This is a genomic window from Streptomyces sp. NPDC107521 (assembly GCF_055598485.1).
The window spans coordinates 199,205-225,260 of sequence record NZ_JBVKAT010000012.1 but is presented as its reverse complement, the minus strand read 5'-3'; the positions used below and the strand labels follow the sequence as shown (position 1 = coordinate 225,260).

Below are 26,056 nucleotides of genomic sequence, written 5' to 3'. Positions count from 1 at the left end.
GCGGCCGCGGTCGGCGGCCGGGCGTCGTGGTGGCTATCGGTCCCCGAAGACGGTGCGGTGCCAGTCCTTGCGGACCACCGCGGTGTTGTCGAACATGACGTGCTTGAGCTGGGTGTACTCCTCGAAGGAGTAGGCGGACATGTCCTTGCCGAAGCCGGACGCCTTGTAGCCGCCGTGGGGCATCTCGCTGATGATCGGGATGTGGTCGTTGACCCAGACGCAGCCCGCCGCGATCTCCCGGGTGGCGCGGTTGGCGCGGAACACGTCCCGGGTCCAGGCGGAGGCCGCGAGCCCGTAGGGGGTGTCGTTGGCCAGCCGGATGCCCTCGTCGTCGCCGTCGAAGGGCAGGACGACCAGGACAGGGCCGAAGATCTCCGCCCGGACCGCCTCGCTGTCCCGGGGGGCGCCGGCGATCAGGGTGGGCCGGTAGTAGGCGCCAGCGGCGAGGGCTCCGCCGGGTGCCGCGCCGCCGGTCACGACGCGCGCGTAGCCGCGGGCGCGGTCGACGAACCCGGCCACCCGGTCCCGGTGGGCGTGGCTGGCCAGCGGGCCGAGGTCGGTGCCGGGGGCGAAGGGGTCGCCGAGGCGGACGGTGTCCATGAGGGCGGCGGTCCGCTCGACGAACGCCTCGTACAGGGGCCGCTGCACATAGGCGCGGGTGGCGGCGGTGCAGTCCTGGCCGCTGTTGATGAGGGAGCCGGCGACGGCCCCGTTGACGGCGGCGTCCAGGTCGGCGTCGTCGAAGACCACGAAGGGCGCCTTGCCGCCGAGTTCGAGGTGGACGCGCTTGACGGTGGCGGTCGCCAGCTCCGCGACCCGGCGGCCGACGGCGGTGGAGCCGGTGAAGGAGGTCATGGCCACGTCGGGGTGGGAGACGAGGTGCTCCCCGGCCACCGGCCCGGTGCCGGTGACGATGTTGACGACTCCGTCGGGCAGCCCCGCCGCGGTCGCCGCCCACGCGAACATCAGCGAGGTCAGGGGGGTGGTCTCGGCGGGCTTGAGGACGATGGTGTTGCCCGCGGCGACGGCCGGGAGGATCTTCCAGGCGGCCATCTGGAGCGGGTAGTTCCAGGGGGCGACGGAGCCGACGACGCCGATCGGCTCGCGCCGGACGTACGAGGTGTGGCCGCCCTCGTACTCCGCCGCCGCCTGGCCCTGGAGCCGCCGGGCGGCGCCCGCGAAGTAGGCGGTGTTGTCGATGGTGCCGGGCACGTCGAACTCGCGGGTCAGCTTCAGCGGCTTGCCGCACTGGAGGGACTCGGCGTGGGCGAGGTCCCCGGCCTGCTCGGCGAGGACGGCGGCGAAGCGGTGCAGGACGTCGGAGCGTTCGCCGGGGGTCGCCCCGGCCCAGCCCGGGAACGCCTCGCGGGCGGCGGCGACGGCCGCGTCCACGTCCGCGGTCCCGGCCAGCTCGTAGGCCAGCACCTCGGCGCCGGTCGCCGGGTCGACGACGGTGTGCGTGGCGCCCGAGGTGCCCCGCGCCGGGCGGCCCGCGATGTACTGCGCCCCCTCGGCGAAGCGGTCCCCGGCGGGAAGGCGCCGGGGGGTGGCGTGACCCGGATCGGGCATGTCGGCTCTCCTCCGTGTCCCCCTGCGCCCGGACCCGGAGGGGGAACCGGACGGGGGGCGGCGTGGTACGGGCTCGATGTGAGTGCCGATCCTGACAGAGCACCGGATCACCAACAAGTGATTCCGTTGTTGCCTTTTGATTACGCGACGGAATCTGTCGACCAGATGTCGAGTCGCCACGGAAAAGGGCGGACGGAGTGTCCGTGGCGCGTGCCAGACTCGCGTGCGACGGCGACGGGACGGCACCGGAGGGACGGGACGTGGGGACGGCGATCGACGACAGAACGGCGCTGGTCCGCCTGGTGGAGGGCGGCGCGCGGGTCCGGTACCTGTTCTTCTGGGGCCACCGGCCGGAGCGGGACGGCACGCCCGGCCGCGGCTGCCTCAGCCAGTGGTGGCCCGCGCCGTTCACCGTGGACGGCGTGGAGTACCCGACGGCCGAGCACTGGATGATGGCCGCCAAGGCCCGCCTGTTCGGGGACGCGGAGGCCGAGCGGCGGGTGCTGGCCGCGGGGCATCCGGCGGCGGCGAAGAGGGCGGGCCGGCTGGTGCGCGGCTTCGACGAGGCGGTGTGGCGCCGGGAGCGCTTCCGCGTGGTGACCGAGGGCGGCGTCCACAAGTTCGGCGCCGATCCCGCGCTCCGCGCCCACCTGCTGTCCACCGGCGACCGCGTGCTGGTCGAGGCCAGCCCCGTGGACCGGATCTGGGGCATCGGCCTGTCCGCCGACGACCCGGCGGCGGGCGACCCGCGCCGCTGGCGGGGCGAGAACCTGCTGGGCTTCGCCCTGATGGCCGCCAGGGACCGGCTGGCCCGGGAGACGGAACGGGACTGAGCCCGGGGCACGCGGACGCGGGTCCCCGCGGGGCGCCAGGCGAGCGGTGCCGGGCACAGGGGGCATCGTGCCCGTGCGGGCGGCCCGGCACGGGGCCTTCGCCCGGGGGCTCCTGGCGAGCGCCACCGGGCACGCACCGGGCGGGTGCGGAGCGCCCGGCACGGGCCCTCGCCGGGATCCGGACGGGTGTCCCGGACACCGTGCCCGGGACGGCCGGGCCGGGACGGCCGGGCCGGGCAACGGCCCACGCCCTTGGGCGAGTTACGGCACGAAGATGACCAGGGCCCCGAAGCCGAGGCCCAGGACGATGCCCGCGGCACCGCAGATCACGCCCGCCAGCGCCTGCCCGGGGTTGCCCGCCTCGCCCCGGCGGGCCTTGCCCCGGCCGATGGCGCCGAACACCACGCCCAGCACGCCCACGACGATCGCCAGCGGCCACAGGCAGAAGCCGACGGCGGCGATGATCCCGAGGACCAGTCCGGCCGTGCCCATGCCGTCGCCGCTTCCCGGGGCCGCCCCCGGCCAGCCGTAGTAGCCGTACGGCTGCGCGCCCGGGTACGGGTGACCGGGACCGCCGGGGTAGCCCGGGTAGCCGTAGGGCGGCACCGGACCGGGGCCGTCCGGCGCGATGGGCGGCGGCGGGACCCCGGGGCCGGGGCCGTACGGCGCCCCGGCGACGGGCGGTGCGAACGGGTCGGCCGCGCCGTACGGGGGCGCGGCCGCGCCCGGCGGCGCGAAGGGATCGGCGGCGGGGGCCGCCCACGGCTGCGGTGCCCCGGCCCCGGGGAAGGACGCCATCGTCCGCTGGTCGTGGAGGGAGGGCACCGCCGGGTACGGCGCGACACCACCGCGCGGACCGGCGTCCTCGGCCGGCGGCGCCCAGGAGTCGGCCGGCACGGCGGGCGGCACGGCCCCGGACTCCGGCGCCGCGGCGAACGCCGCCGCCCCCGCGCCACCGGCGGCACTCGCCACCCCGGCCGCCCCGGAGCCCCCGGCGGACCAGGACTCCCCGGCGGGCCCGGCGGTACTCGCGGCAGCCACGGGCTCCGCGGCCCCGACGCCTCCACCGGCCCGCGTCGCTCCGGCTGTTCCGGTCCCCCCGGCGGTGCTCGCGGGCCCGGCGGGCTCGTGGGCCCCGGTGGCCACGGACCCCGCGCCACCGGCGGGACCCGTCCCCCCGACGGGCTCGGAGCCCCCGGTGGTACTCGCCGCGTGTCCGGGCTCGGCGCCTCCGGCCGCGCTCGTCACCCCGGCGGGTCCCGCGGGCCCCGGCTCCCCGGCGGCTCCCGCCGTCACCCCGGTCCCGCCCGGCTTGTCCAGGGCCACCGCCGGCCGGGGCTCCCCCGGCACCGCCGCGGGCCACGGGCCGTCGCCCGGAACCCCCGGCGCTCCCGGGCCTCCCGGGCCTTCCGGCGCTCCCTGGGTCCCGGGCGCCCCCGGCGCCCCGGCTCGCGGCTGCTGCGCGTCCTCAGGCATGCGCGGGTCCCCTCTGTTCGAACGTCACGTCATGCTACGGCCCGCCACCGCGCGGCCCCGCCCCGGCCTACGATGATCCCGGACCGCCGATCAGCCGATCACCCACGTCCCGCCGGCGCCCCACCGGGCGGCCCGGGGGCACCGCCCGGGGGAGGAACCCTTGACCGAGCCACTCGTCGACCCCGACGTCCCCGGCGGCCTGCGCGCCTTCATCGCCGGGCTGCCCAAGGCCGAACTCCACGTCCACCACGTCGGCTCCGCCTCCCCGCGCATCGTCGCGGAACTGGCCGCCCGGCACCGCGACTCCCGGGTGCCCACCGACCCCGAGGCCCTGGCCGGCTACTTCACGTTCACGGACTTCGCGCACTTCATCGACGTGTACCTGTCCGTCGTCGACCTGATCCGCACCCCCGAGGACGTCCGGCTGCTCACCTACGAGGTGGCCCGGGACATGGCCCGCCAGCAGGTGCGCTACGCCGAGCTGACCATCACCCCGTTCTCCTCCACCCGGCGCGGCATCGACGCCGCCGCCTTCATGGACGCCATCGAGGACGCCCGCAAAGCCGCCGAGGCCGAGTTCGGCACCGTGCTGCGCTGGTGCTTCGACATCCCCGGCGAGGCCGGACTGGAGGCCGCCGAGGAGACGGCGCGGCTGGCCACCGACGACCGGCTGCGCCCCGAGGGCCTGGTCTCCTTCGGGCTGGGCGGACCCGAGATCGGCGTCGCGCGGCCCCAGTTCAAGCCGTACTTCGACCAAGCCGTCGCCGCCGGGCTGCGCTCGGTGCCGCACGCGGGCGAGACCACCGGCCCCGGCACCGTGTGGGACGCGCTGACGTATCTGCGCGCCGACCGCATCGGCCACGGCACCAGCGCCGCCCGGGACCCGGAGCTGCTGGCGCACCTGGCGGACCGGGGCGTCGCCCTGGAGGTGTGCCCGACCTCGAACATCGCCACCCGCGCGGTGCCCGACCTGGCCGAGCACCCGATCCGGGCGTTCGCCGAGGCGGGCGTCCTGGTCACCGTCAACTCCGACGACCCGCCCATGTTCGGCACCGACCTGAACAACGAGTACGCCGTCGCCGCCCGCCTCCTGGACCTGGACGAGCGGGGCGTGGCCCGGCTCGCGAAGAACGCCGTCGAGGCGTCCTTCCTCGACCCGGCGGGCAAGGCCCGCGTCCACGAGGAGATCGACTCGTACACCGCGTCCTGGCTCGCCGCCCGGTGAGCGCCGGGCACCCGGTGGGCACCGGGCACCGGGTGACCGTCGTCGCCCACCGCGGCGACCCCTACCGCGTCCGGGAGAACACGGCCGCCTCGCTCCGCGCCGCCCTGGACGGGGGCGCGGACGCGGTCGAGATCGACGTCCGGCCGACCCGGGACGGCGTGCCGGTGCTGCTGCACGACGACACGCTGAAGCGGCTGTGGGGGCACGACCTGCCGCTGGGCTCGCTGACCGCCGCGCGGGTGCGGGAGCTGACCGGGGGCGGGGTGCCGACCCTGGCGGAGGCGCTGGCCGCGACGGAGGGCGGCCGGGTGATGATCGACCTGCCGGGCGGTCCGGACGGGCGGACGGTGCGGCGGATCGTGGACACCGTCCGGGCGTGCGGCGCGGGCGGCCGCGTGTACTACTGCGCGGGCCCCGCCGCCATGCTGGCCGTGCGGGCCGCCGACCCGGCCGCCGAGATCGCGCTGACCTGGACGACGCTGGCCCCGCCGCGCCCCGTCCTGCTGGCGGCGGTGCGCCCGCGCTGGCTGAACTACCGGTTCACGCTGCTCGACCGGGCGCTGGCCGACCGCGTCCGCCGGGACGGCTGCCTGGTCTCCGCCTGGACCCCGGACACCCGCCGCTCCCTGCGGCGGCTGCTCGCGCTGCCGGTCGACTCGATCACCACCAACCGGCCCGCCCTGCTCTCCGCCCTGCGCACCCGCGGCTGAGGGCGGCGGGGCTCAGCTCGGCCGGGGACCGCCGCCCTCAGCCGCGGGGTCCGGCCGCGGACGGCCCGCCGGGCCACCGTGTGCGAGAGGACGGTCGCCGCGTTGTCGTCGGTCTCCTCGGCGTAGTCGACGAAGACGCCCGCCCGCTCCCGGAACGCCTCCAGCGTGGGACGGCGGCCGGGGTCTTCGTCGTCCGTGTCGATGTAGAGCGGCCGGTTCGCCCGGGTGAGCCGGTGTTCGACGGCGAACCGGTCGGCGGCGGCACGGTCGCCGGGGGCGGCCCGGGCGGCCGGCACGCCGCGGCCGGTCTGCGCGGCGGCGCCGCCCAGGCCGCGCGGCAGGGAACGGCGGGAGGGGGCGGGCGGGGGCGGCTGGAGGGGCATGGGCGCAGGATGCCGCTCCCGCCGACGGCGGACAACCGACGCTCCGCCGAGCGCGGCCCGCCGTCGCGGACACCTTGTCGACCCCCGCGGGCCCGGGCACGCGGACGGCCCCGGCCGGGAGGGCCCGGGGCCGGGACCGCGCGCGGACCAGGGTCTCTCGTCTGGAATGGGCCGGACCCCGCGAGCCCGGCCCGATCCAAACGAGAGGCCCTACACCTCCAGGGAGGTCATCACGTGCTTGATCCGGGTGTAGTCGTCGAAGCCGTACGCGGACAGGTCCTTGCCGTAGCCGGACTTCTTGAAGCCGCCGTGCGGCATCTCGGCGACCAGCGGGATGTGGGTGTTGATCCACACGCAGCCGAAGTCCAGCCGCCGGGAGAGCCGCATGGCGCGGCCGTGGTCCCGGGTCCACACCGAGGAGGCGAGCGCGTAGTCGACGCCGTTGGCCCACTCCACGGCCTGGTCCTCGTCGCGGAACGACTGGACGGTGATGACGGGGCCGAAGACCTCGTTCCGGATGATCTCGTCGTCCTGGAGGAGGCCCGAGACGACGGTGGGGGCGTAGAAGTAGCCGCGGTCGCCGACCCGCCGGCCGCCGGCCTCGACCCGGGCGTGGGCGGGCAGCCGGTCGATGAACCCGGCGACGCGTTCGAGCTGGTCGGCGTTGTTCAGCGGGCCGTAGAGCACGTCCTCGTCGTCCGGCGGGCCGGTCCTCGTCTCGGACGCGGCCTTGGCGAGCGCGGCGACGAACTCGTCGTGGATGGACTCGTGGACCAGGACGCGGGTGGCCGCGGTGCAGTCCTGCCCGGCGTTGAAGAAGCCCGCCACCGAGATGTCCTCGACGGCCTTGGGGATGTCGGTGTCCTCGAAGACCACGACCGGGGCCTTGCCGCCCAGCTCCAGGTGGACCCGCTTGAGGTCCCTGGAGGCGGACTCGGCGACCGCCATGCCCGCCCGCACCGAGCCGGTGATGGAGGCCATCGCGGGGGTGGGGTGCTCGACCATCAGGCGGCCGGTGTCGCGGTCGCCGCAGATGACGTTGAAGACGCCCGGGGGCAGCACCGAGCCGATGATCTCCGCGATCAGGACGGTGGAGGCGGGGGTGGTGTCGGAGGGCTTCAGGACGACGGTGTTGCCCGCGGCGAGGGCCGGGGCGAACTTCCAGACGGCCATCATCATCGGGTAGTTCCAGGGCGCGACCTGCGCGCAGACGCCGATCGGCTCGCGGCGGACGAAGGAGGTCAGGCCCTCCATGTACTCGCCGGCGCTGCGCCCCTCCAGCATCCGGGCGGCGCCCGCGAAGAAGCGGATCTGGTCGACCATCGGCGGGATCTCCTCGGTGCGGGTGAGCCCGACGGGCTTGCCCGTGTTCTCCACCTCGGCCGCGACGAGTTCCTCGGCCCGCTCCTCGAAGGCGTCGGCGATCCTCAGGAGGGCCTTCTGCCGCTCGCCGGGGGTGGTGTCGCGCCAGCCGGGGAAGGCCGCGGCGGCGGCGGCCATCGCGGCGTCCACGTCCGCGGGCCCCGACAGGGGCGCGGTCGCGTAGGGCTCACCCGTGGCGGGGTTCACCACCGGGGTGGTCCGTCCGTCGGCGGCGTCCCGGAACCCACCGTCGATGTGGTTGCGCAGACGACGCAGCTCGGTGCTCACTGCCGGCCCTCCAAGGTCGGGTGTCCATTGACACGGGGTGTCCATCGACTGAGACACCCAGCCTAATCCGTGCTCCGACGTTTTCAACACCCCCGCCCCGCCCAGCGTTGCGAAATCCGCAGAGTCTGATGCTCCAAACGACGGATTTCATCGCATCATCCTTGCGGAACTGTGGATACGTGGTGCACAGTGTCGCCGTGGCCAGTCGAAGCGCAGACCAGAGGGACTCCCGCGAGTCCAGGAACGGCGGCTCCCCGCCGGACGCCGTCTCCCTCGCCATCATCGAGCAGCTCCAGGAGGACGGCCGGCGGCCGTACGCCGCGATCGGCAAGGCCGTCGGCCTCTCCGAGGCGGCCGTGCGCCAGCGCGTCCAGAAGCTGCTCGACCAGGGCGTCATGCAGATCGTCGCCGTGACGGACCCGCTCACCGTGGGCTACCGCCGCCAGGCCATGGTCGGCGTCCGGGTCGAGGGCGACGTCGAGGCCGTCTCCGACGCGCTGGCCGCCATGTCCGAGTGCGAGTACGTGGTGATGACCGCGGGCTCGTTCGATCTGATGGTGGAGGTCGTCTGCGAGGACGACGACCACCTCCTGGAGGTCATCAACCGACGCGTCCGGGCCGTCCCCGGAGTGCGCTCCACCGAGAGCTTCGTCTACCTCAAGCTCAAGAAGCAGACCTACATGTGGGGATCCCGATAACCGTGAGCAGCGACAGTCCCAAGGACCTCAGCAGAGCCGCGTACGACCACCTGTGGATGCACTTCACCCGCATGTCCTCGTACGAGAACGCCCCCGTGCCGACCATCGTCCGCGGCGAGGGCACCCACGTCTTCGACGACCGGGGCAAGCGGTACCTCGACGGTCTCGCCGGCCTGTTCGTGGTCCAGGCCGGACACGGCCGCGCGGAGCTGGCCGAGACCGCCCTGAAGCAGGCCCGGGAGCTGGCCTTCTTCCCCATCTGGTCCTACGCCCACCCGAAGGCCGTCGAGCTGGCCGAGCGTCTCGCCCACGAGGCCCCCGGCGACCTCAACAAGGTCTTCTTCACCACCGGCGGCGGCGAGGCGGTCGAGACCGCCTGGAAGCTCGCCAAGCAGTACTTCAAGCTCACCGGCAAGTCGACCAAGTACAAGGTCGTCTCCCGCGCGGTCGCCTACCACGGCACCCCGCAGGGCGCCCTGTCCATCACCGGCCTGCCGAGCCTCAAGGCCCCCTTCGAGCCGCTCGTGCCGGGCGCCCGCAAGGTGCCCAACACCAACATCTACCGCGCCCCGGTCCACGGCGACGACCCCGAGGCCTTCGGCCGCTGGGCCGCCGACCAGATCGAGCAGCAGATCCTCTTCGAGGGGCCGGAGACGGTCGCCGCCGTCTTCCTGGAGCCCGTGCAGAACGCGGGCGGCTGCTTCCCGCCCCCGCCCGGCTACTTCCGGCGCGTGCGGGAGATCTGCGACCAGTACGACGTCCTGCTCGTCTCGGACGAGGTCATCTGCGCCTTCGGCCGCCTGGGCACCACCTTCGGCTGCGACAGGTTCGGCTACGTCCCGGACATGATCACCTGCGCCAAGGGCATGACCTCGGGCTACTCCCCGATCGGCGCCTGCGTCGTCTCCGACCGCCTGGCCGAGCCGTTCTACCGGGGCGACAACACCTTCCTGCACGGCTACACCTTCGGCGGCCACCCGGTCTCCGCCGCGGTGGGCCTCGCCAACCTCGACCTGTTCGAGCGCGAGGGCCTCAACCGGCACGTGCTCGACAACGAGGACGCCTTCCGCGCCACCCTGGAGAAGCTGCACGACCTGCCGATCGTCGGCGACGTCCGCGGCAACGGCTTCTTCTACGGCATCGAACTGGTCAAGGACAAGCACACCAAGGAGTCCTTCACCGACGACGAGACCGAGCGCGTCCTGTACGGCTTCCTCTCCGGGAAGCTCTTCGAGAACGGCCTGTACTGCCGTGCCGACGACCGCGGCGACCCGGTCATCCAGCTCGCCCCGCCGCTGATCTCCACCCAGGAGACCTTCGACGAGATCGAGCAGATCCTGCGCGCGACGCTGACGGAGGCGTGGACGAAGCTCTGAGCCCGCCCGCCCGCGCGGGCCGTCCGTCCCCCGGACGACCGCCCCGGCCCCGGAGCCGCCCGTTCGAGTGAGAAACGGCGGCCCGGGGCCGCGTGCTGTCCGGCGCTCCCCCGGCGACTGCCTACCGTGCCACGTGACCCATCGGCCGCCCCCTCCCGCTCCCCCGTACAGGGGACACGGCCGGGGGAGCAACGGATCAGAACCGAGGTGTACGCCCATGGAGGCCCCGCCGGACAACGACGTGCTGTGGGCCCGCGCCCTGCACCACCGCCACGACGACGGCTCCCCCGCCCTCAACGGCGTCTCGCTCGGTGTCCGCGAGGGCGAGATCCTCGCCGTCAGCGGCCCGCGCGGCAGCGGCAAGACCACCCTCCTGCGGTGCCTGTCCGGACTGGTCCGCCCCCGGGACGGCGAGGTCTGGTTCAACAGCCTCCCCCTGCACGCCATGGGCCCGGCCCGGCGCCGGCGGCTGCGCCGCGAACGGTTCGGCTGGATCGACCCCGCCCCCTCCCTCGTCCCCGAACTCAGCGCCTGGGAGAACGCCGCCCTGCCGCTGATGCTGCGCGGCACCCCCCGGCGCCGGGCCAAGACCGCGGCCCTGGAGTGGCTGGAGCGCCTCGACGTCGGCGACCGCGCCCGCCGCCGCCCGCACCGGCTCCAGCAGGCCGAACGCCAGCGCGTCTGCATCGCCCGCGCCCTCGCCGTCGGCCCCGCCGTCCTCTTCGCCGACGAGCCCACCGCCCCCCTGCACCGCGCCGACCGCGCCCACGTCCTGCGCACCCTCACCACGGCCGCCCGCTCCCACGGCATCACCGTCGTCCTCGCCACCACCGACGCCCGCACCGCGGCCCTCGCCGACCGGGGCGTGGCCCTGCTGGACGGCCGCCGGGTGCACACCGTGCACCTGCCGCCGGCCGCGGAACCCGCCGGGTCCGGCACCCCCGGAACGGAGGGCCGGGCGGCGTGCTCGCTCTCCGTCTGACCCGCGCCGCCCACCTCGCCGTCCAGTCGCGCCGCCTGCTGGTCGCGCTCGCCTCGGCCGGCACGGGCTTCCTGCTGCTGTGCGCCCTCGGCTACGCCCTCGCCCACCCCGGCACGCCCGGCGCCGCCGCCCTGCGCCTGGCCTGGTGCGCGGTGCCGCTCGCCGCCACCGTCCACCTCGCCGTCGCCGTCTCCCGCACCGACCCGGGCACCCGGCCCCGCTCCGGGCTCTCCGCCATCGGGCTGGGGCCCGGCCGCCTGATGGCCGTCTCGGCGGCGACCACCGCCCTGTCCGCCGCGCTCGGCTCGCTGCTGGCCCTGCTCGCCTTCCTCGAACTGCGCGGCGCCGCCACCGGCCTGCCCCTGGCCGAGCGCCACGCCCTCCCCGCCCCGGCGATCACCACCCTGCTCGCCCTGGTCCCCCTCGCCGCCTCCCTCGCCGTCGCCCTGGCCCTGCGCCCCCGCGAGGGCGCCACCCGGCCCAACACCAACCGGGGCTTCGGCCGCTTCGGCGCCTACGGCTGGGGCCGGGCCCGGGAGACCTTCGGCTCCTACGCCCGCTACGGCACCCGCCGCTCCCCCCGGCCCGGCAGCGCGGCCCCCGGCCCCGACGGCACCGGCGGGGACACCGCGACCGGCGCCACGACGGCCACGGCCACCCTCCCCACCGCCGTCGCGGCGGCCCCCCCGGCCGACGGGAAGCTGGTCATGGCGGCGGCCACCGCGGGAACGGGCCCGGCGGACGGCGGTGCCGTCCCGGCCGACGGCGGGGACACCGCCCCCGGCACCATCCTGGCCGCACCGGCCGACACCACCCGGCCCGCCGCCACCGCCGACGGCACCGCCCCGCCGACGGACCCGGCCGCGCGCCGCTCCCCCACCGCCGCCCTCCCCTGGGGCATCACCGCACTGGCCGCCGGCCTCGCCGCCGAGACCTACGCCGGTGCCGGGGGACGCGGGGACGCGCCCACCGCCGGGGTCCTGCTCGGCTGGTCCCTCACCGCCCTGGGCCTCGCCCTCGTCGGACCCGGCCTCACCCATCTGTGCGGGCGGCTCCTCCAGGCGGCCCGCCCCGGCGCCCCGCGCCTGCTCGCCGGGCGCGTGCTCATGGAGGAGGCGGGCCGCATCGGACGCCCCCTCGGCGTGGTCTGCGCCGTCGCCTCGGCCGCCTACGCCGCCGTCGCCCTGTCCGGCACCGACGGCGGCCCCTCGTACGGCCCGCTCGGCCTGCTCGGCGCCTCGGTGGTGGCCGCCTGCACCACCGCCACCCTCCTCATCAGCGCCGTCGGAGCCCGGCAGGACCGCGCGGGCACCCACGACGCCCTGCTCCGCCTCGGCGCGCCCCCGGCCACCCTGCGCGCCACCGCCGCGCTCCGCGCCGGGGCGCTGCTCGCCCTCTTCGGACCGCTCACCCTGCTCGTCGCGGAACTGGCGGCCCTGCCCCTGACCCGCTGACCCGCCGCCCCCGGGCACACGGCCGGGACGGGCCCGGGCGCGGGCGCGGGCGCGGGCGCGGGCCCGCTGCAGCGTCCCGGCCGGGCACGGCGGCCGGGCTCCGGCCCCGGAGCGCGGCGGACGGCCCCGGGCGAACCCTCGAAAAGAATTTCGAAGAAACTTCCGCCGCCACCGATGAGTTCCGCACGCCCCCGCCGTCCACCCCTGCGAACGCCACGACAACGCGACCCCACGGGAGTACACCCATGTACCAGCAGATGATCTTCGTGAACCTGGCCACCTCGGACCTGGAGGCCGCCAAGACGTTCTTCACGAAGCTGGGCTACACGATCAACCCGCAGTTCAGCGACGACACCGCCGCCTCCGTGGTGATCAGCGACACCATCTTCCTGATGCTGCTCACCGAGGAGAAGTACGCCCAGTTCACGAAGAAGGAGATCGTGGACGCGACCCGGTCCAGCGAGGTGCTGCTCGCGCTGAGCGCCGAGAGCCGCGAGAAGGTCGACGAGCTGGTCGGCAAGGCGGTCGCCGCGGGCGGCTCGGTCACCGGTGAGACCCAGGACCACGGCTTCATGTACGGCCGGGCCTTCGACGACCTGGACGGCCACACCTGGGAGGTCGTCTGGATGGACCCGGCGGCCGTCCAGGGCTGAGCCCGCACCTTCGGCGGGAGGACGCCGGTGCGCCGGGGAGCCTCCCGGCGCGGTGGCCGCCGCGAAGGGCGTGCCCGGCGGGGCGGGAAGGGCCGATCGGGGTGGCGGAACGTCTCTGTGGCCGGATGGCGACGCTGCGTCACCTTTCTTGGCCGACATGTGCGTTGCCCGGCTCCGGTCGCGCTTGTAGACCAGAAGCCCATGGGTGTGCCGGTGGCGCGGGAGCGCGTTCCGGCCCCCTCTTCGCCCCCCGCATACGCGCCTTCCGAAAAGGACCAACGTGGCCGTCCTGACCTTACTCAGCCGCACGGCGACCCGCCGCGGCGCCCGTGCCCTCGGTATCGCCACGGCCTCGGTGGCCCTGGCGGTCGGCACCGCCGGAAACGTCTTCGCCTGCGAGATCTCGGACTTCACCGCCGCCGCGGTGTGCGAGGAGGGCGAGGGCGTCATCACCGTCACCGACGTGGACCCGGGCGGCGCCCGGGCCACCGTCACCGTCTACCTGGTCGGCGAGGGCGCCGACGAGAAGGTCGGCGAGCAGGTGGTGACGGGCTCCGAGAAGGGCACCACCGTCACCTTCGCCACCGGCTGGAAGCCCCGGGCCGAGTACCGGATCCACGTCCGGGCCGAGCCGTCGCTCGACGAGGACATCGAACCGAACCTCGTCACGCCGGACACGCCCTGCGCGCCGGAGGAGTCCCCGACGCCGACCCCCACTCCGACCCCCACGCCCACCCCCACCCCGACGCCCACGCCGACCCCCACGCCGACGCCGACGCCGACGGACATCCCGTCGGGGTCACCGTCCCCGTCGGACAGTGGGAGCGGGACACCGGTCCCGTCGCCGTCGGTGCCGGCCCCGGTCCCCACGCCGAGCGAGAGCACCGCTCCCGCGCTGCCGGTGCCCGTGCCCAGCGGGCTGCCGTCCCCGGCGGGCGGCTCCCACCTCGCCGAGACCGGCGCGAGTTCGAGCACCGGGCTGATCGCCGGTGCCGCCGCCGCCCTGGTCGTCGTGGGCGGGGGCGCAGTCTTCCTCGGCCTGCGCCGCCGCGGAGCCGGCGGCCGCTGACCCCCCGCGGGAACCGTACGAAGCGTGGCCCGTCCCCGGCCGTCATGGTCCGGGGGCGGGCCGTCGCCGTACCGCCCCGCCGCACGGCTCACGTCCCGGCGTCACGGCGCCCCGCCGCACGTCCCGTGCCCCGCCGCCCCGCCGCACGTCCCGCGTGACGGCGTCACGGCGCACGGCCTGCGCCACCGCGTCACGGCGTCACGGCGTCACGGCGTCACGGCGTCACGGCGTCACGGCGTCACGGCGTCACGGCGTCAGCCGAACGACGCGCGCTCCAGCCAGAAGTCCAGCAGCTCCCGCTCGCCGAGCACCTCCAGCTCCGGGGCGTCCGGGGACAGCCGCCGGTAGAAGGCGAACAGCACGGAGTCGAGCGGCCCGCGCAGCGCGACGGCCGCCTTCTCGTGGCCGCGCCGCCAGGCGATGCCGTCCTCGGTCAGCTCCACCAGCCATTCGGCGTCCAGCTCCGGCGGGGCGTCGGTGGCGTGCAGGTGGAGGGTGCGGCCGGGGCCGCCGCGCAGCTCCCGCTCCCGCCCGTCGGGCAGGGCCCGCTGGGCGAAGCGGAGGATCTCCAGCCACTCGTCGATCGCGTCGGCCGCCACGTCGGCCGGGACCCCGGGGAGCGGCCGGCCCGTGGCCAGCACCGCGTCGGCCCCGTGCACCACCAGCTCGTGGGTCATCCGGCGGGCCCAGAAGTCCGCCCGGTGCACGGCGGCCCACGACCAGACGGCCGCGTCCGGCCCGGCCTCGCGCAGCGCCTCCACCAGCCGTGCCCCGGCCTCGGCGAGCCACGCGTCCAGCGCCCCGGCGTCGCCGGGGACCGCGGGGGCGGTGCTCCCGGGCACGGCGTCCACGGGGACGTGCTCCGTGGCCCGGGTGCGCACCAGGTACCCGGCCCACCGCAGGGCGCGGCCCGTGTGCAGGGCCAGTTCCTCCAGGGTCCACTCCGGGCAGGTCGGCACGGTGGTGGACAGGGCGGTGCCGGAGGTCACCGCGGACCTCAACTCCCCGAGCCCGCGCGGGATCTCGTCGCAGTACCGGTCGTACTCCAGTGGCGTCGTCATGATCGTCACCCTATGAGCGGACGGCGCCCCGCGACACCGCGATTCCTCACCCCAGGACGACGACCTCCTCCGCGTCGAACTCCACCCCGACCTCGTCCCCGACGCCGGGCGCCGACCGCAGCGCGCAGGCGGCCTCCAGCCGGGGCGCGTCCCGGGGCTGGAGCCGCACGGTGACATGGGTGCCGCGGAAGGCGCGGGCGACGACCGTGCAGCGCAGCCCTTCGCCGGGGGCGACGACCCGGACGCCCGCCGGGCGCACCAGCAGCGTGCGGCCGCCCTGGGGGGCGTCCGCGGGGACGGGCACCGTGCCCCAGGGGGTGGCGGCGGCGGTCCCGGTGACCGTCGCCCCGGCCACGTTGTCGAAGCCGAGGAAGCGTGCCACGAAGGCGTCGGCCGGGCGCCGCCACACCTCCAGCGGCGTTCCGGTCTGGGCGATCCGCCCCTCCCGCATCACCACGACCCGGTCGGCCAGCGCGAACGCCTCGCCCTGGTCGTGGGTGACCGCCAGCACGGTGGTGCCCAGCCGGCCGAACAGCTCCCGCAACTCCCCCACCAGCCGCTCCCGCAGCGAGCGGTCGAGCTGGCCCAGCGGTTCGTCCAGCATCAGCAGCCGGGGCCGGGGCGCGAGGGCGCGGGCCAGCGCCACCCGCTGCTGCTCGCCGCCGGAGAGCGCGGCGACGGAGCGGCCGGCGGCGCCGGGCAGGCCGACGAGCTCCAGCAGTTCCGCCACGCGTTCGCGCTGTGCGGCGCGGGACGCGCCGCGCATCCGCGGTCCGAAGGCGACGTTCCCGGCCACGTCCCGCTGCGGGAAGAGCTGGTGGTCCTGGAACATCAGGCCGACGCCGCGCCGGTGGGCGGGGACGGCCGCCTGGTCCCGTCCGTCGAGCAGCACCCGGCCCTCGTCCAGGGGCTGGAGTCCGGCGACCGCGCGCAGCAGGGTGGACTTGCCGCTGCCGCTGGGGCCGAGCACGCACACCACCTCGTGCTCGGCCACGTCCAGGCCGACGGCGTCGAGCACCGCGCGCCCCCCGAAGCGCACGGTCGCCCCTTCCAGGCTCAGCAGCATTCCTAGAACTCCCCGCTCCGGTCGGTGCGCAGCCGTTCCAGCACGATCAGCGCCACGGCGCACACCACCATCAGAATCGTGGACAGGGCCATCGCCTGTCCGTAGTTCAGCTCCCCGGGCCGTCCGATCAGCCGGGCCACGGCGACCGGCAGCGTCGGGTTGTCGGGGCGCGCGATGAACACCGTCGCCCCGAACTCGCCGAGCGACACGGCGAACGCGAACCCGGCCGCGACCAGCAGCGCCCGCCGCACCATCGGCAGGTCGACCTCACGCCAGACCCGCCACGGGGAGGCCCCGAGCACGGCGGCGGCCTCGCGCAGCCGCCCGTCCACGGCCCGCAGCACCGGCAGCATGGTGCGCACCACGAAGGGGACGCCGACCAGCGCCTGGGCGAGCGGCACCAGGATCCACGAGGAGCGCAGGTCCAGCGGCGGTTCGTCCAGGGCGATGAGGAACCCGAAGCCGACCGTCACCGCCGAGACGCCGAGCGGCAGCATCAGCAGCGCGTCGAAGCCCCGCACCAGGCGGCCCGCGTCCCGCCGGGCGAGCGCGGCGGCGGCCAGGCCGCCGATCACCACGGCGATGGCGGTGGCGGCGAGGGCGTAGCGCAGGGAGTTGCCGACCGCCTCGATGGGCGGGACGAGGAAGGTGCCGCCGTCCTCGCGGGTGAGCGCCCGGTAGTAGCCGAGGCCGGGCGCGTCCAGCGAGCGCCGGACGAGGACGCCGAGCGGGAGGACGATCAGCACGGCGGCGGTCGCGAGCACCCCGGCCAGCAGCGTCCACTGGCCCGCGCCGCGCGGGCGGCGGGCGGTGGTGGCGGCGTCCACCAGCCGCAGCGCGGACTCCCGGCGCCGCACGGTCCAGGCGTGCACGGCGAGAACGGCGCCGACGGCGGCGAACTGGACCAGGGTCAGCACGGCGGCCGTGGGCAGGTCGAAGACCTGGGAGGTCTGCCGGTAGATCTCCACTTCCAGGGTGGAGAAGGCGGGGCCGCCGAGGATCTGGACGACACCGAAGGAGGTGAAGGTGAACAGGAAGACCATCAGCGCGGCGGCGGCCACGGCGGGGCCGAGCGCGGGCAGGGTGACGCGGCGCCAGGCGCCGGCCCGGGAGGCGCCGAGCATCCGGGCCGCCTCCTCCTGGCGCGGGTCGAGCTGTGCCCAGAGTCCGCCCACGGTGCGGACGACGACGGCGTAGTTGAAGAAGACGTGGGCGAGCAGGATCGCCCAGACCGTGGTGTCCAGCCGGACGCCCCAGAGGTCGTCGAGGAGTCCGCCGCGGCCGACGAGGGCGAGGAAGGCGGTGCCGACGACGACGGTCGGCAGGACGAAGGGGACGGTCACGACGGCGCGCAGCAGGTTCTTGCCGGGGAAGTCCAGGCGGGCGAAGACGTAGGCGCCGGGCAGGGCGACGAGCAGGGTGAGCGCGGTGGAGGCGAGCGCCTGCCAGGTGGTGAACCAGAGCACCTGGCGGATGTCGGGCTGGGCCAGCACCTCGGTGATCCGGCCGAACCGCCAGACACCGTCGGCGTGGAGGCCGCGGGCGACGATGGCGGCGACCGGGCGGGCGAAGAAGACGGCGAAGAACGCGACGGGCACGGCCATCAGGGCGAGCCGGGTCGCGTTCCCGCGCCACCGCCCGCCCCGCCGCCCCGGGGCGGCGGGGCGGGCGGGCCGGGGAGCGCCGGGCCGCGGGCCGCCGGGCCGCCGGGGGGCGGCGGACGGCGGTCCGGCGGCGGGGCGGGACGCTCCGGCGGGGCGAGCGGTCCCGGTTTCGCGGGGGGTGCCGGTGGCGCGGGGGGTGCCGGTCACGTCCGGACGAGCGTCTTCCACGTCTTGACCCACTCGTCGCGGTGGTCGGCGATGGCGGCCGGGTCCATGGTCTGCGGCTTCTCGGCCTGCGGGCCGTACTGGCTGAACTCCGGCGGGACCTGGGCGCCCTCGCGCACCGGGTAGACGAACATGTTGAGCGGCATGTCCTCCTGGAACTCCTTGCTGACCAGGAAGTCGAGGAGGGCCTTGCCGCCCTCGGGGTTCCTCGCGTTGCTCAGCAGGCCCGCGTACTCGACCTGGCGGAAGCAGGTGCCGGTGGCGACGCCGGTCGGCGCGGTGTCCGGCCGGGGGTCGGCGTAGATCACCTCGGCGGGCGGCGAGGAGGCGTAGGAGACGACGAGCGGGCGGTCGCCCTTGGCCTTCCTGCCGCTGGCGGAACCGGAGAACTCCTCGTTGTACGCGTGGTCCCAGCTGGCGACGACCTTGACGCCGTTGTCGACGAGCTTCTTCCAGTAGTCCTGCCAGCCGTCGGCGCCGTACTGGGCGACGGTGCCGAGGAGGAAGCCGAGACCGGGCGAGGAGCCGGCGGCGTCCTCGGTCACGAGGAGGTCCTTGTACTCGGGCTTGACCAGGTCGTCGAGGGACCGCGGCGGTGCCAGCTCGTGCCGGGTGAAGTACGCCTTGTCGTAGTTGACGCAGACGTCGCCGGTGTCGATGGGGGTGACCCGGTGCTTGTCCTGGTCGGCCCGGTACTCGGGGCGGATCGCGTCGGCGCCCTCGGGTTCGTAGGGCTGGAAGACGCCGCCGTCGAGGGCGCGGGAGAGGAGGGTGTTGTCGACGCCGAAGAGGACGTCGCCCTGGGGGTTGTCCCGGGTGAGGACGGCCTTGTTGACGGCCTGGCCGGCGTCGCCGTCCTCCAGGACCTTCACCCGGTAGCCGGACTTCTTCTCGAAGGCGGCGACGACCTCCTTGGAGGCGGCCCAGGAGTCGTGGCTGACGAGGGTGACGGTCCGGGAACCGCCGCCCCCGCCGGAGCCGCTGCCGGAGTCGTCGGACGACCCGCAGGCGGTGAGTCCGCCGGCCAGGCCGAGGGCGGCGACGGCCGCGGCGACGCGCCTGCTGGTGACGCGCTTCGTGGTGATGCTCAAGGCATTCCTCCTGGAGTGGACCAGGAAGAGACGCGGCCCTGCCCGGGGCCCTCCGACGGGCTCCGGGCAGGGCGCAACGGCTGGAGTGGTGACCGATCTCCCTACCCGGAATGACCCGGGCGAGGTTCGGAGGGTCTGCGGCCGGTGCCGCACTCTCAGCGCTGTGGCGCTCCCCTGTCGGAATATGCAGATGTACGACGATATGAAGTTGTACGGACGCCGGTCAGACTACCTCTCGCTCGCCGCGAGCTGACCACACGCCCCGTCGATCTCCTGGCCACGGGTGTCCCGGACGGTGACCGGCACCCCGTGCGCCGCGACGGCCTCGACGAACGCCTTCTCGTCCTCGGGCCGGGACGCGGTCCACTTCGAGCCCGGCGTGGGGTTCAGCGGGATGAGGTTGACGTGCACCTGCTTGCCCTTGAGCAGCCGCCCGAGCCGGTCGCCGCGCCACGCCTGGTCGTTGATGTCCCGGATGAGCGCGTACTCGACGGACAGCCGCCGCCCGGACTTCTCCGTGTACGCGAACCCGGCGTCCAGCACCTCGCGCACCTTCCACCGCGTGTTGACGGGGACCAGGGTGTCGCGCAGCTCGTCGTCGGGGGCGTGCAGCGAGATCGCCAGCCGGCACTTCAGGCCCTCGTCGGCGAACCGGTGGATGGCGGGGACCAGGCCCACGGTCGAGACCGTGATGCCGCGCTGGGACAGGCCCAGCCCGTCCGGCTCGGGGTCGGTGAGCCGGCGGATGGCTCCGACGACCCGGTTGTAGTTGGCCAGCGGCTCGCCCATGCCCATGAACACGATGTTGCTGAGCCGCGAGGGACCGCCGGGGACCTCGCCGTCCCGCAGCGCCCGCATGCCGTCCACGATCTGGTGGGTGATCTCGGCCGTGGACAGGTTGCGGTCCAGGCCCGCCTGGCCGGTGGCGCAGAACGGGCAGTTCATGCCGCAGCCGGCCTGCGAGCTGATGCACATCGTCACCCGGTCCGGGTAGCGCATCAGCACCGACTCGACGAGCGTCCCGTCGAACAGCCGCCACAGCGTCTTGCGCGTGGTGCCCTCGTCGGTCGACAGATGCCGGACGACCGACATCAGCTCGGGCAGCAGCGCCTCCTGGAGCCGGGCACGGGAGGCGGCCGGAATGTCCGTCCACTGCTCCGGGTCGTGCGCGTACCGGGCGAAGTAGTGCTGCGAGAGCTGCTTCGCGCGAAACGGCTTCTCCCCGACGGCGGCGACCGCCTCCTTGCGCTCGGCCGGCGTGAGGTCGGCGAGGTGCCGCGGCGGCTTCTTGGCTCCGCGGGGGGCGACGAAAGTGAGTTCTCCGGGCTTGGGCATGGTGGTACCAGTGTCGCAGATCCACTCGGGTGACCTGCGGCTGTCGGCCCGGGCGGCCGTCCCGGCCGTCCCGGCCGTCCCGGCCGACACCGCCCACCGGCCGGGGCACCCGGGGCGGGCCCCGGCGTCCGGGCCCGCCGGCGTCAGTCGTCGGTGCCGGCGGGGGCGGACGCGGTCGACCGGGACCACTCGGCGCCCCGGGTGTGCTCCCCGGGCACCTCCCCCCGGAGCCTCTCCGCGCGTTCACCCGGGTCGTACCCGGGGCCGCCGCCCTCGACCGGCACGAGGTCCCCCCTCGACGTGATCGGCCCGCGGCCGCAGGATCTCCCCGTACCCGGGGACTCGTACCGGGCGCGGGCCTCGGCCACGCCGGGGAACCCGATCAGCACCATGCTGCCGGGCCGGCCCCCTCCACCGCTTCCGTCGGCGGACCGTGGACCGGGAAGCGGCCGCGGAACGGGGCGAGGGTGTCCGGGTGGTGGCGGCGGTGACGCGGGTGCGCGAACCCGTACGCGGGCACCTCCGGCTCCTTCGTTCGTTCTGCTGGGACGCCAACGTAGTCAGGGGCGCCGGACGCCACGATGGCCCCGGAGGCAGGCGCCGGACCCCTCCGGCGGGTGGTCCCGTCCGGCCCGGCGACGACGGCGTGCCACCGACGGACGTCAGCGGGCGGCGAAGGCCGACGAACGGAGAAGGGCCCGCCGTCCGGTGGACGACGGGCCCCCGCGGGAAACCGCGGATCAGCCCGTGCCGACGAAGAGGACCAGCAGGAGCCAGACGACCGGCGCCGTGGGCAGCAGGGAGTCCAAGCGGTCCATGATGCCGCCGTGGCCCGGCAGCAGCGTGCCCATGTCCTTGATGCCCAGGTCCCGCTTGATCATGGACTCGCCGAGATCGCCCAGCGTGGCGCTGACCGCGACGGCCAGACCGAGCAGCAGCCCCTGCCACCAGGAGCCGCCCTCGATGAGGAACTGCATGCACAGCGCCCCGGCGGCCATCGCGAACCCCACCGCGCCGAACAGTCCCTCGCGGGTCTTGCCGGGGCTGATGCGCGGCGCCAGCTTCTTCCGGCCGAACCGCCAGCCGACCGCGTAGGCGCCGGTGTCGCTCACCACCGTCAGCAGAAGGAAGGTCAGCACCCGCCACGAGCCGTCGTCGGCCGCCAGCATCAGCGCGACGAACGTGGCCAGGAACGGCACGTAGAAGGCGGCGAACACCCCCGCCGTGACGTCCTTGAGGTAGCCCTCAGGCGGCGCCGTCATCCGCCACACCAGCACCGCCAGCGCGGTGAGCGCCATCGCGATCCAGGCGCCCTCGGCACCCCGCACATACCCGGCGATCACCATGGCGGCACCGCCGACCGCCAGCGGAACCAGGGGCGCCCTGATGCCCTTGCGCTCCGCCAGCCGCGAGGTCAGCTCCCAGAGCCCCACCACGACCGCGGCCGTGATCACGCCCACGAACACGGCCTTGACGACGAACAGCGCCGCGATGATCACGACGCCCAGCCCGACCCCGACCCCTATGGCCGCGCCCAGGTCACGCCCCGCGCTCTTCTTCTGCGGCTGCGCCGGCTGCGGGGCGTCGGACATGGGCACCGGATTCTGCGTCTGCGGCGCCGCGGGGTGCGGCACCTGGGGGGTCTGGCCGGGAATCGTCCCGTCACCGGCCGGGGCGCCGCCCGGCCGGGCGGTCCCCCCGGCGTCGGGCCGGCCCCCGCCGGGTTCGGGTGCGCCGGGCACGATCGGCATGGGGCGGGTCTGCTGCGCGTAGTGCGCATCGTACGCGGGACCCGTCGGGGCAGCCCCCTGGACGGGTCCCTGGTCGGACGGCCCCCCGTACCCGGCTCGGGGCGGCGCTGCCCGGGAAGAGTCGTTCATCAGACCTCGAGCAGTTCGGCTTCCTTGTGCTTCAGGAGCTCGTCCACCTGGGCGACGTACTTGGCGGTGGTGTCGTCGAGCTCCTTCTCCGCACGGCGGCCCTCGTCCTCGCCGACCTCCCCGTCCTTGACCATCTTGTCGATGGCGTCCTTGGCCTTGCGGCGCACGGCGCGGATCGAGACCTTGGCGTCCTCGCCCTTGCCCTTGGCGACCTTGATGTAGTCGCGGCGGCGCTCCTCGGTCAGCTCCGGGAACACCACGCGGATGATGTTGCCGTCGTTGCTCGGGTTGACGCCCAGGTCGGAGTCGCGGATCGCCTGTTCGATGTTGCGCAGGGCGCTCTTGTCGAAGGGGGTCACCACGGCCATGCGGGGCTCGGGCACGGAGAACGAGGCCAGCTGGTTGATCGGCGTCGGCGCACCGTAGTACTCGGCCACGATCTTGTTGAACATCGCCGGGTGCGCACGCCCGGTGCGGATCGCGGCGAAGTCCTCCTTGGCGACCACGACGGCCTTCTCCATCTTCTCCTCGGCTTCGAGGAGGCTCTCTTCGATCACCACTTGCTCCTGCGTGTCTTGAGTAGGCCCGGCCGCGGCCCCCTCGGGACCCCGGCCGGCTGCGTCGCGTCTTCTTCCTGCACGGTTCCCGACCGGCGGGACATTGTCCATCCCCCGGCCCGGCTCCGCCCCGTCCGTCCCCCGGACAGGTGGTGTCCGTGGCCGGAGGGTGGCTGCCCGGGTCAGTCCCGGCCGCTCTGGTCACCCACCAGCGTGCCGATCTTCTCACCCTTGACGGCGCGGGCGATATTGCCGGCCTTCAGCAGCTCGAAGACGACGATGGGGAGGCTGTTGTCGCGGCAGAGCGTGACGGCCGTGGCGTCGGCGACCTTGAGGTCCCGCGTGATGACCTCGCCGTAGCCGAGGGCGTCGAACTTCACGGCGTCCGGGTTGGTCTTCGGGTCGGAGTCGTAGACCCCGTCCACCCCGTTCTTGCCCATCAGCAGGGCCTCGGCGTCGATCTCCAGGGCGCGCTGGGCGGCGGTGGTGTCGGTGGAGAAGTACGGCATACCCATGCCGGCGCCGAAGATGACCACGCGCCCCTTCTCCAGGTGCCGCACGGCCCGCAGCGGAATGTACGGCTCAGCGACCTGGCCCATGGTGATGGCGGTCTGCACCCGGCAGTCGACGCCCTCCTTCTCCAGGAAGTCCTGGAGGGCCAGGCAGTTCATGACGGTGCCCAGCATGCCCATGTAGTCGGAGCGGGCCCGGTCCATGCCCCGCTGCTGCAGCTCGGCGCCGCGGAAGAAGTTGCCGCCGCCGATCACGATCGCGATCTGCGCGCCGCCGCGCACCACGGCGGCGATCTCCCGGGCGATGGCGTGCACCACGTCGGGGTCGACGCCCAGCCCCCCGCCCCCGGAGAAGGCCTCTCCGGACAGTTTCAGCAGAAACCTGCCGCCCGCTTTGCCGTCGCCGCTCTTCTCGGCCTTCGTCGTCATGGAGATCTCGCCTCTTTACGTGGGTCGCACACACGAAGAAGGCCACTGCCGGTGGGGGCGGGTATCGCTTCCCATACGCGGCAATGGCCTCCTCGTCAGTTCTGCTGTCGTCCTCCGCCGCGCGCGGACGCGGGGCGGCGTGCACCGACGGCGGACGGCTTCCGTCGACCCTACCGGGCCGCGCGTCCGTCGCGGTACGGACTCAGATGCCGACCTTGATGCGCGCGAAGCGCTTCAGGGTGACACCGGCCTCGTCCAGGACCTTCTGGACGGTCTTCTTGTTGTCCAGCGCGTACGGCTGGCCGAGCAGCGTGGCGTCCTTGAAGAAGCCGTTGAGGCGACCCTCGACGATCTTCGGCAGGGCGGCCTCGGGCTTGCCCTCGGCGCGGGTGGTCTCCTCCGCGATGCGGCGCTCGGACTCGATGACCTCGGCCGGGATGTCCTCCTTGGCCAGGTACTTCGGCGCGAACGCGGCGATGTGCTGGGCGATGCCCTTGGCGACCGCGGCGGCGTCGTCCGTCTGCTTGTCCAGCTCGACGAGGACACCGATCTGCGGGGGCAGGTCGGGCATCGTGCGGTGCATGTAGGCGCTGACGTAGCCGTCGGAGAACTGGGCGAAGCGGTCCAGGACGATCTTCTCGCCCAGGTTCGCGTTGGCCTCGTCCACGTACGCCTGCACGGTCTTGCCGGGCTCGATCTCCGAGGCGAGGAGCGCCTCGATGTCGGCCGGGGCGGCCTTGGCGACGTGCTGGGCGATGGCCTCGGCCACACCCTGGAACTTGTCGCCCTTGGCGACGAAGTCCGTCTCGCACTTCAGCTCGACCAGCACGCCCGAGGTGTTGTCGTCGGCGATGATCGAGACGACGGCACCGTTCTCGGCCGAGCGGCCCTCGCGCTTGGCGACGCCCTTCTGGCCCTTGATGCGGAGCGCCTCGACGGCCTTGTCGACGTTGCCCTCGGCCTCGTCCAGCGCCTTCTTGCAGTCCATCATGCCGGCGCCGGTGAGCTCACGAAGCTTCTTGACGTCGGCGGCGGTGTAGTTCGCCATGAGTCTGTGAATCTTTCTCGGAAGTCGCAACGGCGGGAGCGGTCGTGGTGTCACCGCTCCCGCCGTCGACGCTGACGGGAGGGTCAGGCCTGGTCGGCCTCGGTGGCCGGCGCGGCCTCGGCGGCCGGGGCCTCGGCGGCCGGGGCGTCCTCGGCGGGGGCCTCGGCAGCGGGCGCCTCGGCGGCCGGAGCCTCCGCCTCGGCGGGCTTGTCGGCGTCGGCCTTCTTCTCGCCCTCGAGCAGGTCGCGCTCCCACTCGGCCAGCGGCTCGCCGGCGGCCTTCTCGCCCTTGTCACCGGTGTTGACGCCGGAACGGGAGATGAGGCCCTCGGCGACGGCGTCGGCGATCACGCGGGTGAGCAGGGTGACGGAGCGGATGGCGTCGTCGTTGCCCGGGATCTTGTAGTCGACCTCGTCGGGGTCGCAGTTGGTGTCGAGGATGGCGACGACCGGGATGTTGAGCTTCCGGGCCTCGCCGACCGCGATGTGCTCCTTCTTGGTGTCCACGATCCACACGGCGCTGGGCACCTTGGACATCTCGCGGATACCGCCGAGGGTCTTCTCCAGCTTGGCCTTCTCGCGGGAGAGGACCAGCAGCTCCTTCTTGGTGAGGCCGGAGGCGGCCACGTCCTCGAAGTCGATCTGCTCGAGCTCCTTGAGGCGCTGCAGACGCTTGTAGACGGTCGAGAAGTTGGTGAGCATGCCGCCCAGCCAGCGCTGGTTGACGAAGGGCATGCCGACGCGGGTGGCCTGCTCCGCGATGGCCTCCTGCGCCTGCTTCTTCGTACCGACGAACATGACCGTGCCGCCGTGGGCGACGGTCTCCTTGACGAACTCGTAGGCGCGGTCGATGTACGACAGCGACTGGAGCAGGTCGATGATGTAGATGCCGTTGCGCTCGGTGAAGATGAAGCGCTTCATCTTCGGGTTCCAGCGACGGGTCTGGTGACCGAAGTGGACGCCGCTCTCCAGCAGCTCCCGCATCGTGACGACGGCCATGGCCGTATCTCCTTGGTGTTCTCGGTTGTGCCGCGGGAACCGGACGGTTTCCGCGCCTGACGCCCGCGTTGCGCCGTGCCGCGAAGGACCGAGGGGCGCTGACACCGGCCGGTGAGGGCCTCGTGTCGGGGCGTGCGAAGTCGACCCGGTGACCCGGGTCGCCACCAGAAGT

22 protein-coding genes are annotated in these 26,056 nt (G+C 74.4%); 9 read left to right on the top strand and 13 right to left on the bottom strand.

All coding sequences use genetic code 11. The features are described 5' to 3' along the window. Nucleotides 1–33 precede the first annotated feature (33 nt). Nucleotides 34–1,569, bottom strand: a complete 1,536-nt coding sequence (locus ACZ7LB_RS19885) for a gamma-aminobutyraldehyde dehydrogenase (RefSeq protein WP_471469791.1) — start codon at nucleotides 1,567–1,569, stop codon at nucleotides 34–36. Between the two features lie 203 nt (nucleotides 1,570–1,772). On the opposite strand from ACZ7LB_RS19885, the gene ACZ7LB_RS19880 reads away from it, so the two are divergent. After that, nucleotides 1,773–2,402 (top strand): NADAR family protein, encoded by a 630-nt coding sequence (locus ACZ7LB_RS19880; RefSeq protein ID WP_471469789.1) that lies wholly within the window; start codon nucleotides 1,773–1,775, stop codon nucleotides 2,400–2,402. Nucleotides 2,403–2,663: 261 nt separating this feature from the next. Here ACZ7LB_RS19880 and ACZ7LB_RS19875 read toward each other — a convergent pair whose 3' ends face one another. Continuing rightward, on the bottom strand, nucleotides 2,664–3,443 hold the full coding sequence (locus ACZ7LB_RS19875) for a DUF4190 domain-containing protein (RefSeq protein WP_471469788.1): 780 nt from the start codon (nucleotides 3,441–3,443) through the stop codon (nucleotides 2,664–2,666). A gap of 595 nt (nucleotides 3,444–4,038) precedes the next feature. On the opposite strand from ACZ7LB_RS19875, the gene ACZ7LB_RS19870 reads away from it, so the two are divergent. Next, nucleotides 4,039–5,103: an adenosine deaminase gene (locus tag ACZ7LB_RS19870; RefSeq protein ID WP_471469786.1), complete on the top strand. Its 1,065-nt coding sequence runs from the start codon at nucleotides 4,039–4,041 to the stop codon at nucleotides 5,101–5,103. Beyond that, nucleotides 5,100–5,813, top strand: a complete 714-nt coding sequence (locus ACZ7LB_RS19865; RefSeq protein WP_471469785.1) for a glycerophosphodiester phosphodiesterase — start codon at nucleotides 5,100–5,102, stop codon at nucleotides 5,811–5,813. Before ACZ7LB_RS19870 ends, ACZ7LB_RS19865 begins: the two co-directional genes overlap by 4 nt. A 593-nt stretch (nucleotides 5,814–6,406) precedes the next feature. Here the strand turns inward: ACZ7LB_RS19865 and ACZ7LB_RS19860 are convergent. After that, nucleotides 6,407–7,846, bottom strand: coding sequence for a gamma-aminobutyraldehyde dehydrogenase (locus ACZ7LB_RS19860; protein ID WP_471469784.1), 1,440 nt, complete (start codon nucleotides 7,844–7,846; stop codon nucleotides 6,407–6,409). Nucleotides 7,847–8,028: 182 nt separating this feature from the next. On the opposite strand from ACZ7LB_RS19860, the gene ACZ7LB_RS19855 reads away from it, so the two are divergent. From ACZ7LB_RS19855 to ACZ7LB_RS19830, 6 genes are all read left to right on the top strand, one after another. Continuing rightward, nucleotides 8,029–8,544, top strand: a complete 516-nt coding sequence (locus ACZ7LB_RS19855; protein WP_471469810.1) for an Lrp/AsnC family transcriptional regulator — start codon at nucleotides 8,029–8,031, stop codon at nucleotides 8,542–8,544. A 2-nt stretch (nucleotides 8,545–8,546) separates the two neighbouring features. Beyond that, a complete protein-coding gene (locus ACZ7LB_RS19850; RefSeq protein WP_471469783.1) occupies nucleotides 8,547–9,920 on the top strand; it encodes an aspartate aminotransferase family protein in 1,374 nt (457 codons plus the stop codon). Between the two features lie 217 nt (nucleotides 9,921–10,137). Continuing rightward, nucleotides 10,138–10,902, top strand: a complete 765-nt coding sequence (locus ACZ7LB_RS19845; protein ID WP_471469781.1) for an ABC transporter ATP-binding protein — start codon at nucleotides 10,138–10,140, stop codon at nucleotides 10,900–10,902. After that, the gene (locus ACZ7LB_RS19840) at nucleotides 10,884–12,356 is read left to right on the top strand and encodes a hypothetical protein (RefSeq protein ID WP_471469780.1); all 1,473 of its coding nucleotides are present in this window, start codon (nucleotides 10,884–10,886) and stop codon (nucleotides 12,354–12,356) included. Before ACZ7LB_RS19845 ends, ACZ7LB_RS19840 begins: the two co-directional genes overlap by 19 nt. Nucleotides 12,357–12,601: 245 nt before the next feature. Beyond that, a complete protein-coding gene (locus ACZ7LB_RS19835) occupies nucleotides 12,602–13,009 on the top strand; it encodes a VOC family protein (protein WP_161226056.1) in 408 nt (135 codons plus the stop codon). Nucleotides 13,010–13,289: 280 nt separating this feature from the next. Beyond that, nucleotides 13,290–14,078 carry an LAETG motif-containing sortase-dependent surface protein gene (locus ACZ7LB_RS19830; RefSeq protein ID WP_471469778.1) on the top strand — a complete coding sequence of 263 codons (789 nt, stop codon included), beginning with the start codon at nucleotides 13,290–13,292 and terminating at the stop codon, nucleotides 14,076–14,078. Nucleotides 14,079–14,332: 254 nt separating this feature from the next. Here the strand turns inward: ACZ7LB_RS19830 and ACZ7LB_RS19825 are convergent, their stop codons facing one another. From ACZ7LB_RS19825 to rpsB, 10 genes are all read right to left on the bottom strand, one after another. Next, a complete protein-coding gene (locus ACZ7LB_RS19825) occupies nucleotides 14,333–15,139 on the bottom strand; it encodes a maleylpyruvate isomerase N-terminal domain-containing protein (protein WP_471469776.1) in 807 nt (268 codons plus the stop codon). A gap of 46 nt (nucleotides 15,140–15,185) precedes the next feature. Beyond that, on the bottom strand, nucleotides 15,186–16,205 hold the full coding sequence (locus ACZ7LB_RS19820; RefSeq protein ID WP_471469774.1) for an ABC transporter ATP-binding protein: 1,020 nt from the start codon (nucleotides 16,203–16,205) through the stop codon (nucleotides 15,186–15,188). A gap of 2 nt (nucleotides 16,206–16,207) precedes the next feature. After that, nucleotides 16,208–17,809 (bottom strand): ABC transporter permease, encoded by a 1,602-nt coding sequence (locus ACZ7LB_RS19815; RefSeq protein WP_471469772.1) that lies wholly within the window; start codon nucleotides 17,807–17,809, stop codon nucleotides 16,208–16,210. A 203-nt stretch (nucleotides 17,810–18,012) separates the two neighbouring features. Next, the gene (locus tag ACZ7LB_RS19810; protein ID WP_471469770.1) at nucleotides 18,013–19,125 is read right to left on the bottom strand and encodes a thiamine ABC transporter substrate-binding protein; all 1,113 of its coding nucleotides are present in this window, start codon (nucleotides 19,123–19,125) and stop codon (nucleotides 18,013–18,015) included. A gap of 228 nt (nucleotides 19,126–19,353) precedes the next feature. Next, nucleotides 19,354–20,460, bottom strand: coding sequence for a dual-specificity RNA methyltransferase RlmN (gene rlmN / locus ACZ7LB_RS19805; protein ID WP_471469768.1), 1,107 nt, complete (start codon nucleotides 20,458–20,460; stop codon nucleotides 19,354–19,356). Nucleotides 20,461–21,200: 740 nt separating this feature from the next. Then, nucleotides 21,201–22,340, bottom strand: a complete 1,140-nt coding sequence (locus ACZ7LB_RS19800) for a phosphatidate cytidylyltransferase (RefSeq protein WP_471469766.1) — start codon at nucleotides 22,338–22,340, stop codon at nucleotides 21,201–21,203. After that, nucleotides 22,340–22,897, bottom strand: a complete 558-nt coding sequence (gene frr, locus ACZ7LB_RS19795; protein WP_161226064.1) for a ribosome recycling factor — start codon at nucleotides 22,895–22,897, stop codon at nucleotides 22,340–22,342. Before frr ends, ACZ7LB_RS19800 begins: the two co-directional genes overlap by 1 nt. A 182-nt stretch (nucleotides 22,898–23,079) precedes the next feature. After that, nucleotides 23,080–23,838: a UMP kinase gene (pyrH, locus tag ACZ7LB_RS19790; RefSeq protein WP_161226065.1), complete on the bottom strand. Its 759-nt coding sequence runs from the start codon at nucleotides 23,836–23,838 to the stop codon at nucleotides 23,080–23,082. A 202-nt stretch (nucleotides 23,839–24,040) separates the two neighbouring features. Then, nucleotides 24,041–24,886, bottom strand: a complete 846-nt coding sequence (gene tsf / locus ACZ7LB_RS19785) for a translation elongation factor Ts (protein WP_471469764.1) — start codon at nucleotides 24,884–24,886, stop codon at nucleotides 24,041–24,043. Nucleotides 24,887–24,969: 83 nt separating this feature from the next. Further along, complete coding sequence (gene rpsB / locus ACZ7LB_RS19780; RefSeq protein ID WP_471469762.1) at nucleotides 24,970–25,884, bottom strand: 30S ribosomal protein S2; 915 nt, start codon at nucleotides 25,882–25,884, stop codon at nucleotides 24,970–24,972. Between the last annotated feature and the right edge of the window lie 172 nt (nucleotides 25,885–26,056).

Bases quoted from the DNA above. Each gene is read 5' to 3' on its own strand.
- ACZ7LB_RS19885 (WP_471469791.1), bottom strand. From the start codon at position 1,569: ATGCCCGATCCGGGTCACGCCACCCCCCGGCGCCTTCCCGCCGGGGAC.
- ACZ7LB_RS19845 (WP_471469781.1), top strand. From the start codon at position 10,138: ATGGAGGCCCCGCCGGACAACGACGTGCTGTGGGCCCGCGCCCTGCAC.
- ACZ7LB_RS19835 (WP_161226056.1), top strand. From the start codon at position 12,602: ATGTACCAGCAGATGATCTTCGTGAACCTGGCCACCTCGGACCTGGAG.
- ACZ7LB_RS19825 (WP_471469776.1), bottom strand. From the start codon at position 15,139: ATGACGACGCCACTGGAGTACGACCGGTACTGCGACGAGATCCCGCGC.
- ACZ7LB_RS19820 (WP_471469774.1), bottom strand. From the start codon at position 16,205: ATGCTGCTGAGCCTGGAAGGGGCGACCGTGCGCTTCGGGGGGCGCGCG.
- ACZ7LB_RS19815 (WP_471469772.1), bottom strand. From the start codon at position 17,809: ATGGCCGTGCCCGTCGCGTTCTTCGCCGTCTTCTTCGCCCGCCCGGTC.
- rlmN (WP_471469768.1), bottom strand. From the start codon at position 20,460: ATGCCCAAGCCCGGAGAACTCACTTTCGTCGCCCCCCGCGGAGCCAAG.
- ACZ7LB_RS19800 (WP_471469766.1), bottom strand. From the start codon at position 22,340: ATGAACGACTCTTCCCGGGCAGCGCCGCCCCGAGCCGGGTACGGGGGG.
- pyrH (WP_161226065.1), bottom strand. From the start codon at position 23,838: ATGACGACGAAGGCCGAGAAGAGCGGCGACGGCAAAGCGGGCGGCAGG.
- tsf (WP_471469764.1), bottom strand. From the start codon at position 24,886: ATGGCGAACTACACCGCCGCCGACGTCAAGAAGCTTCGTGAGCTCACC.
- rpsB (WP_471469762.1), bottom strand. From the start codon at position 25,884: ATGGCCGTCGTCACGATGCGGGAGCTGCTGGAGAGCGGCGTCCACTTC.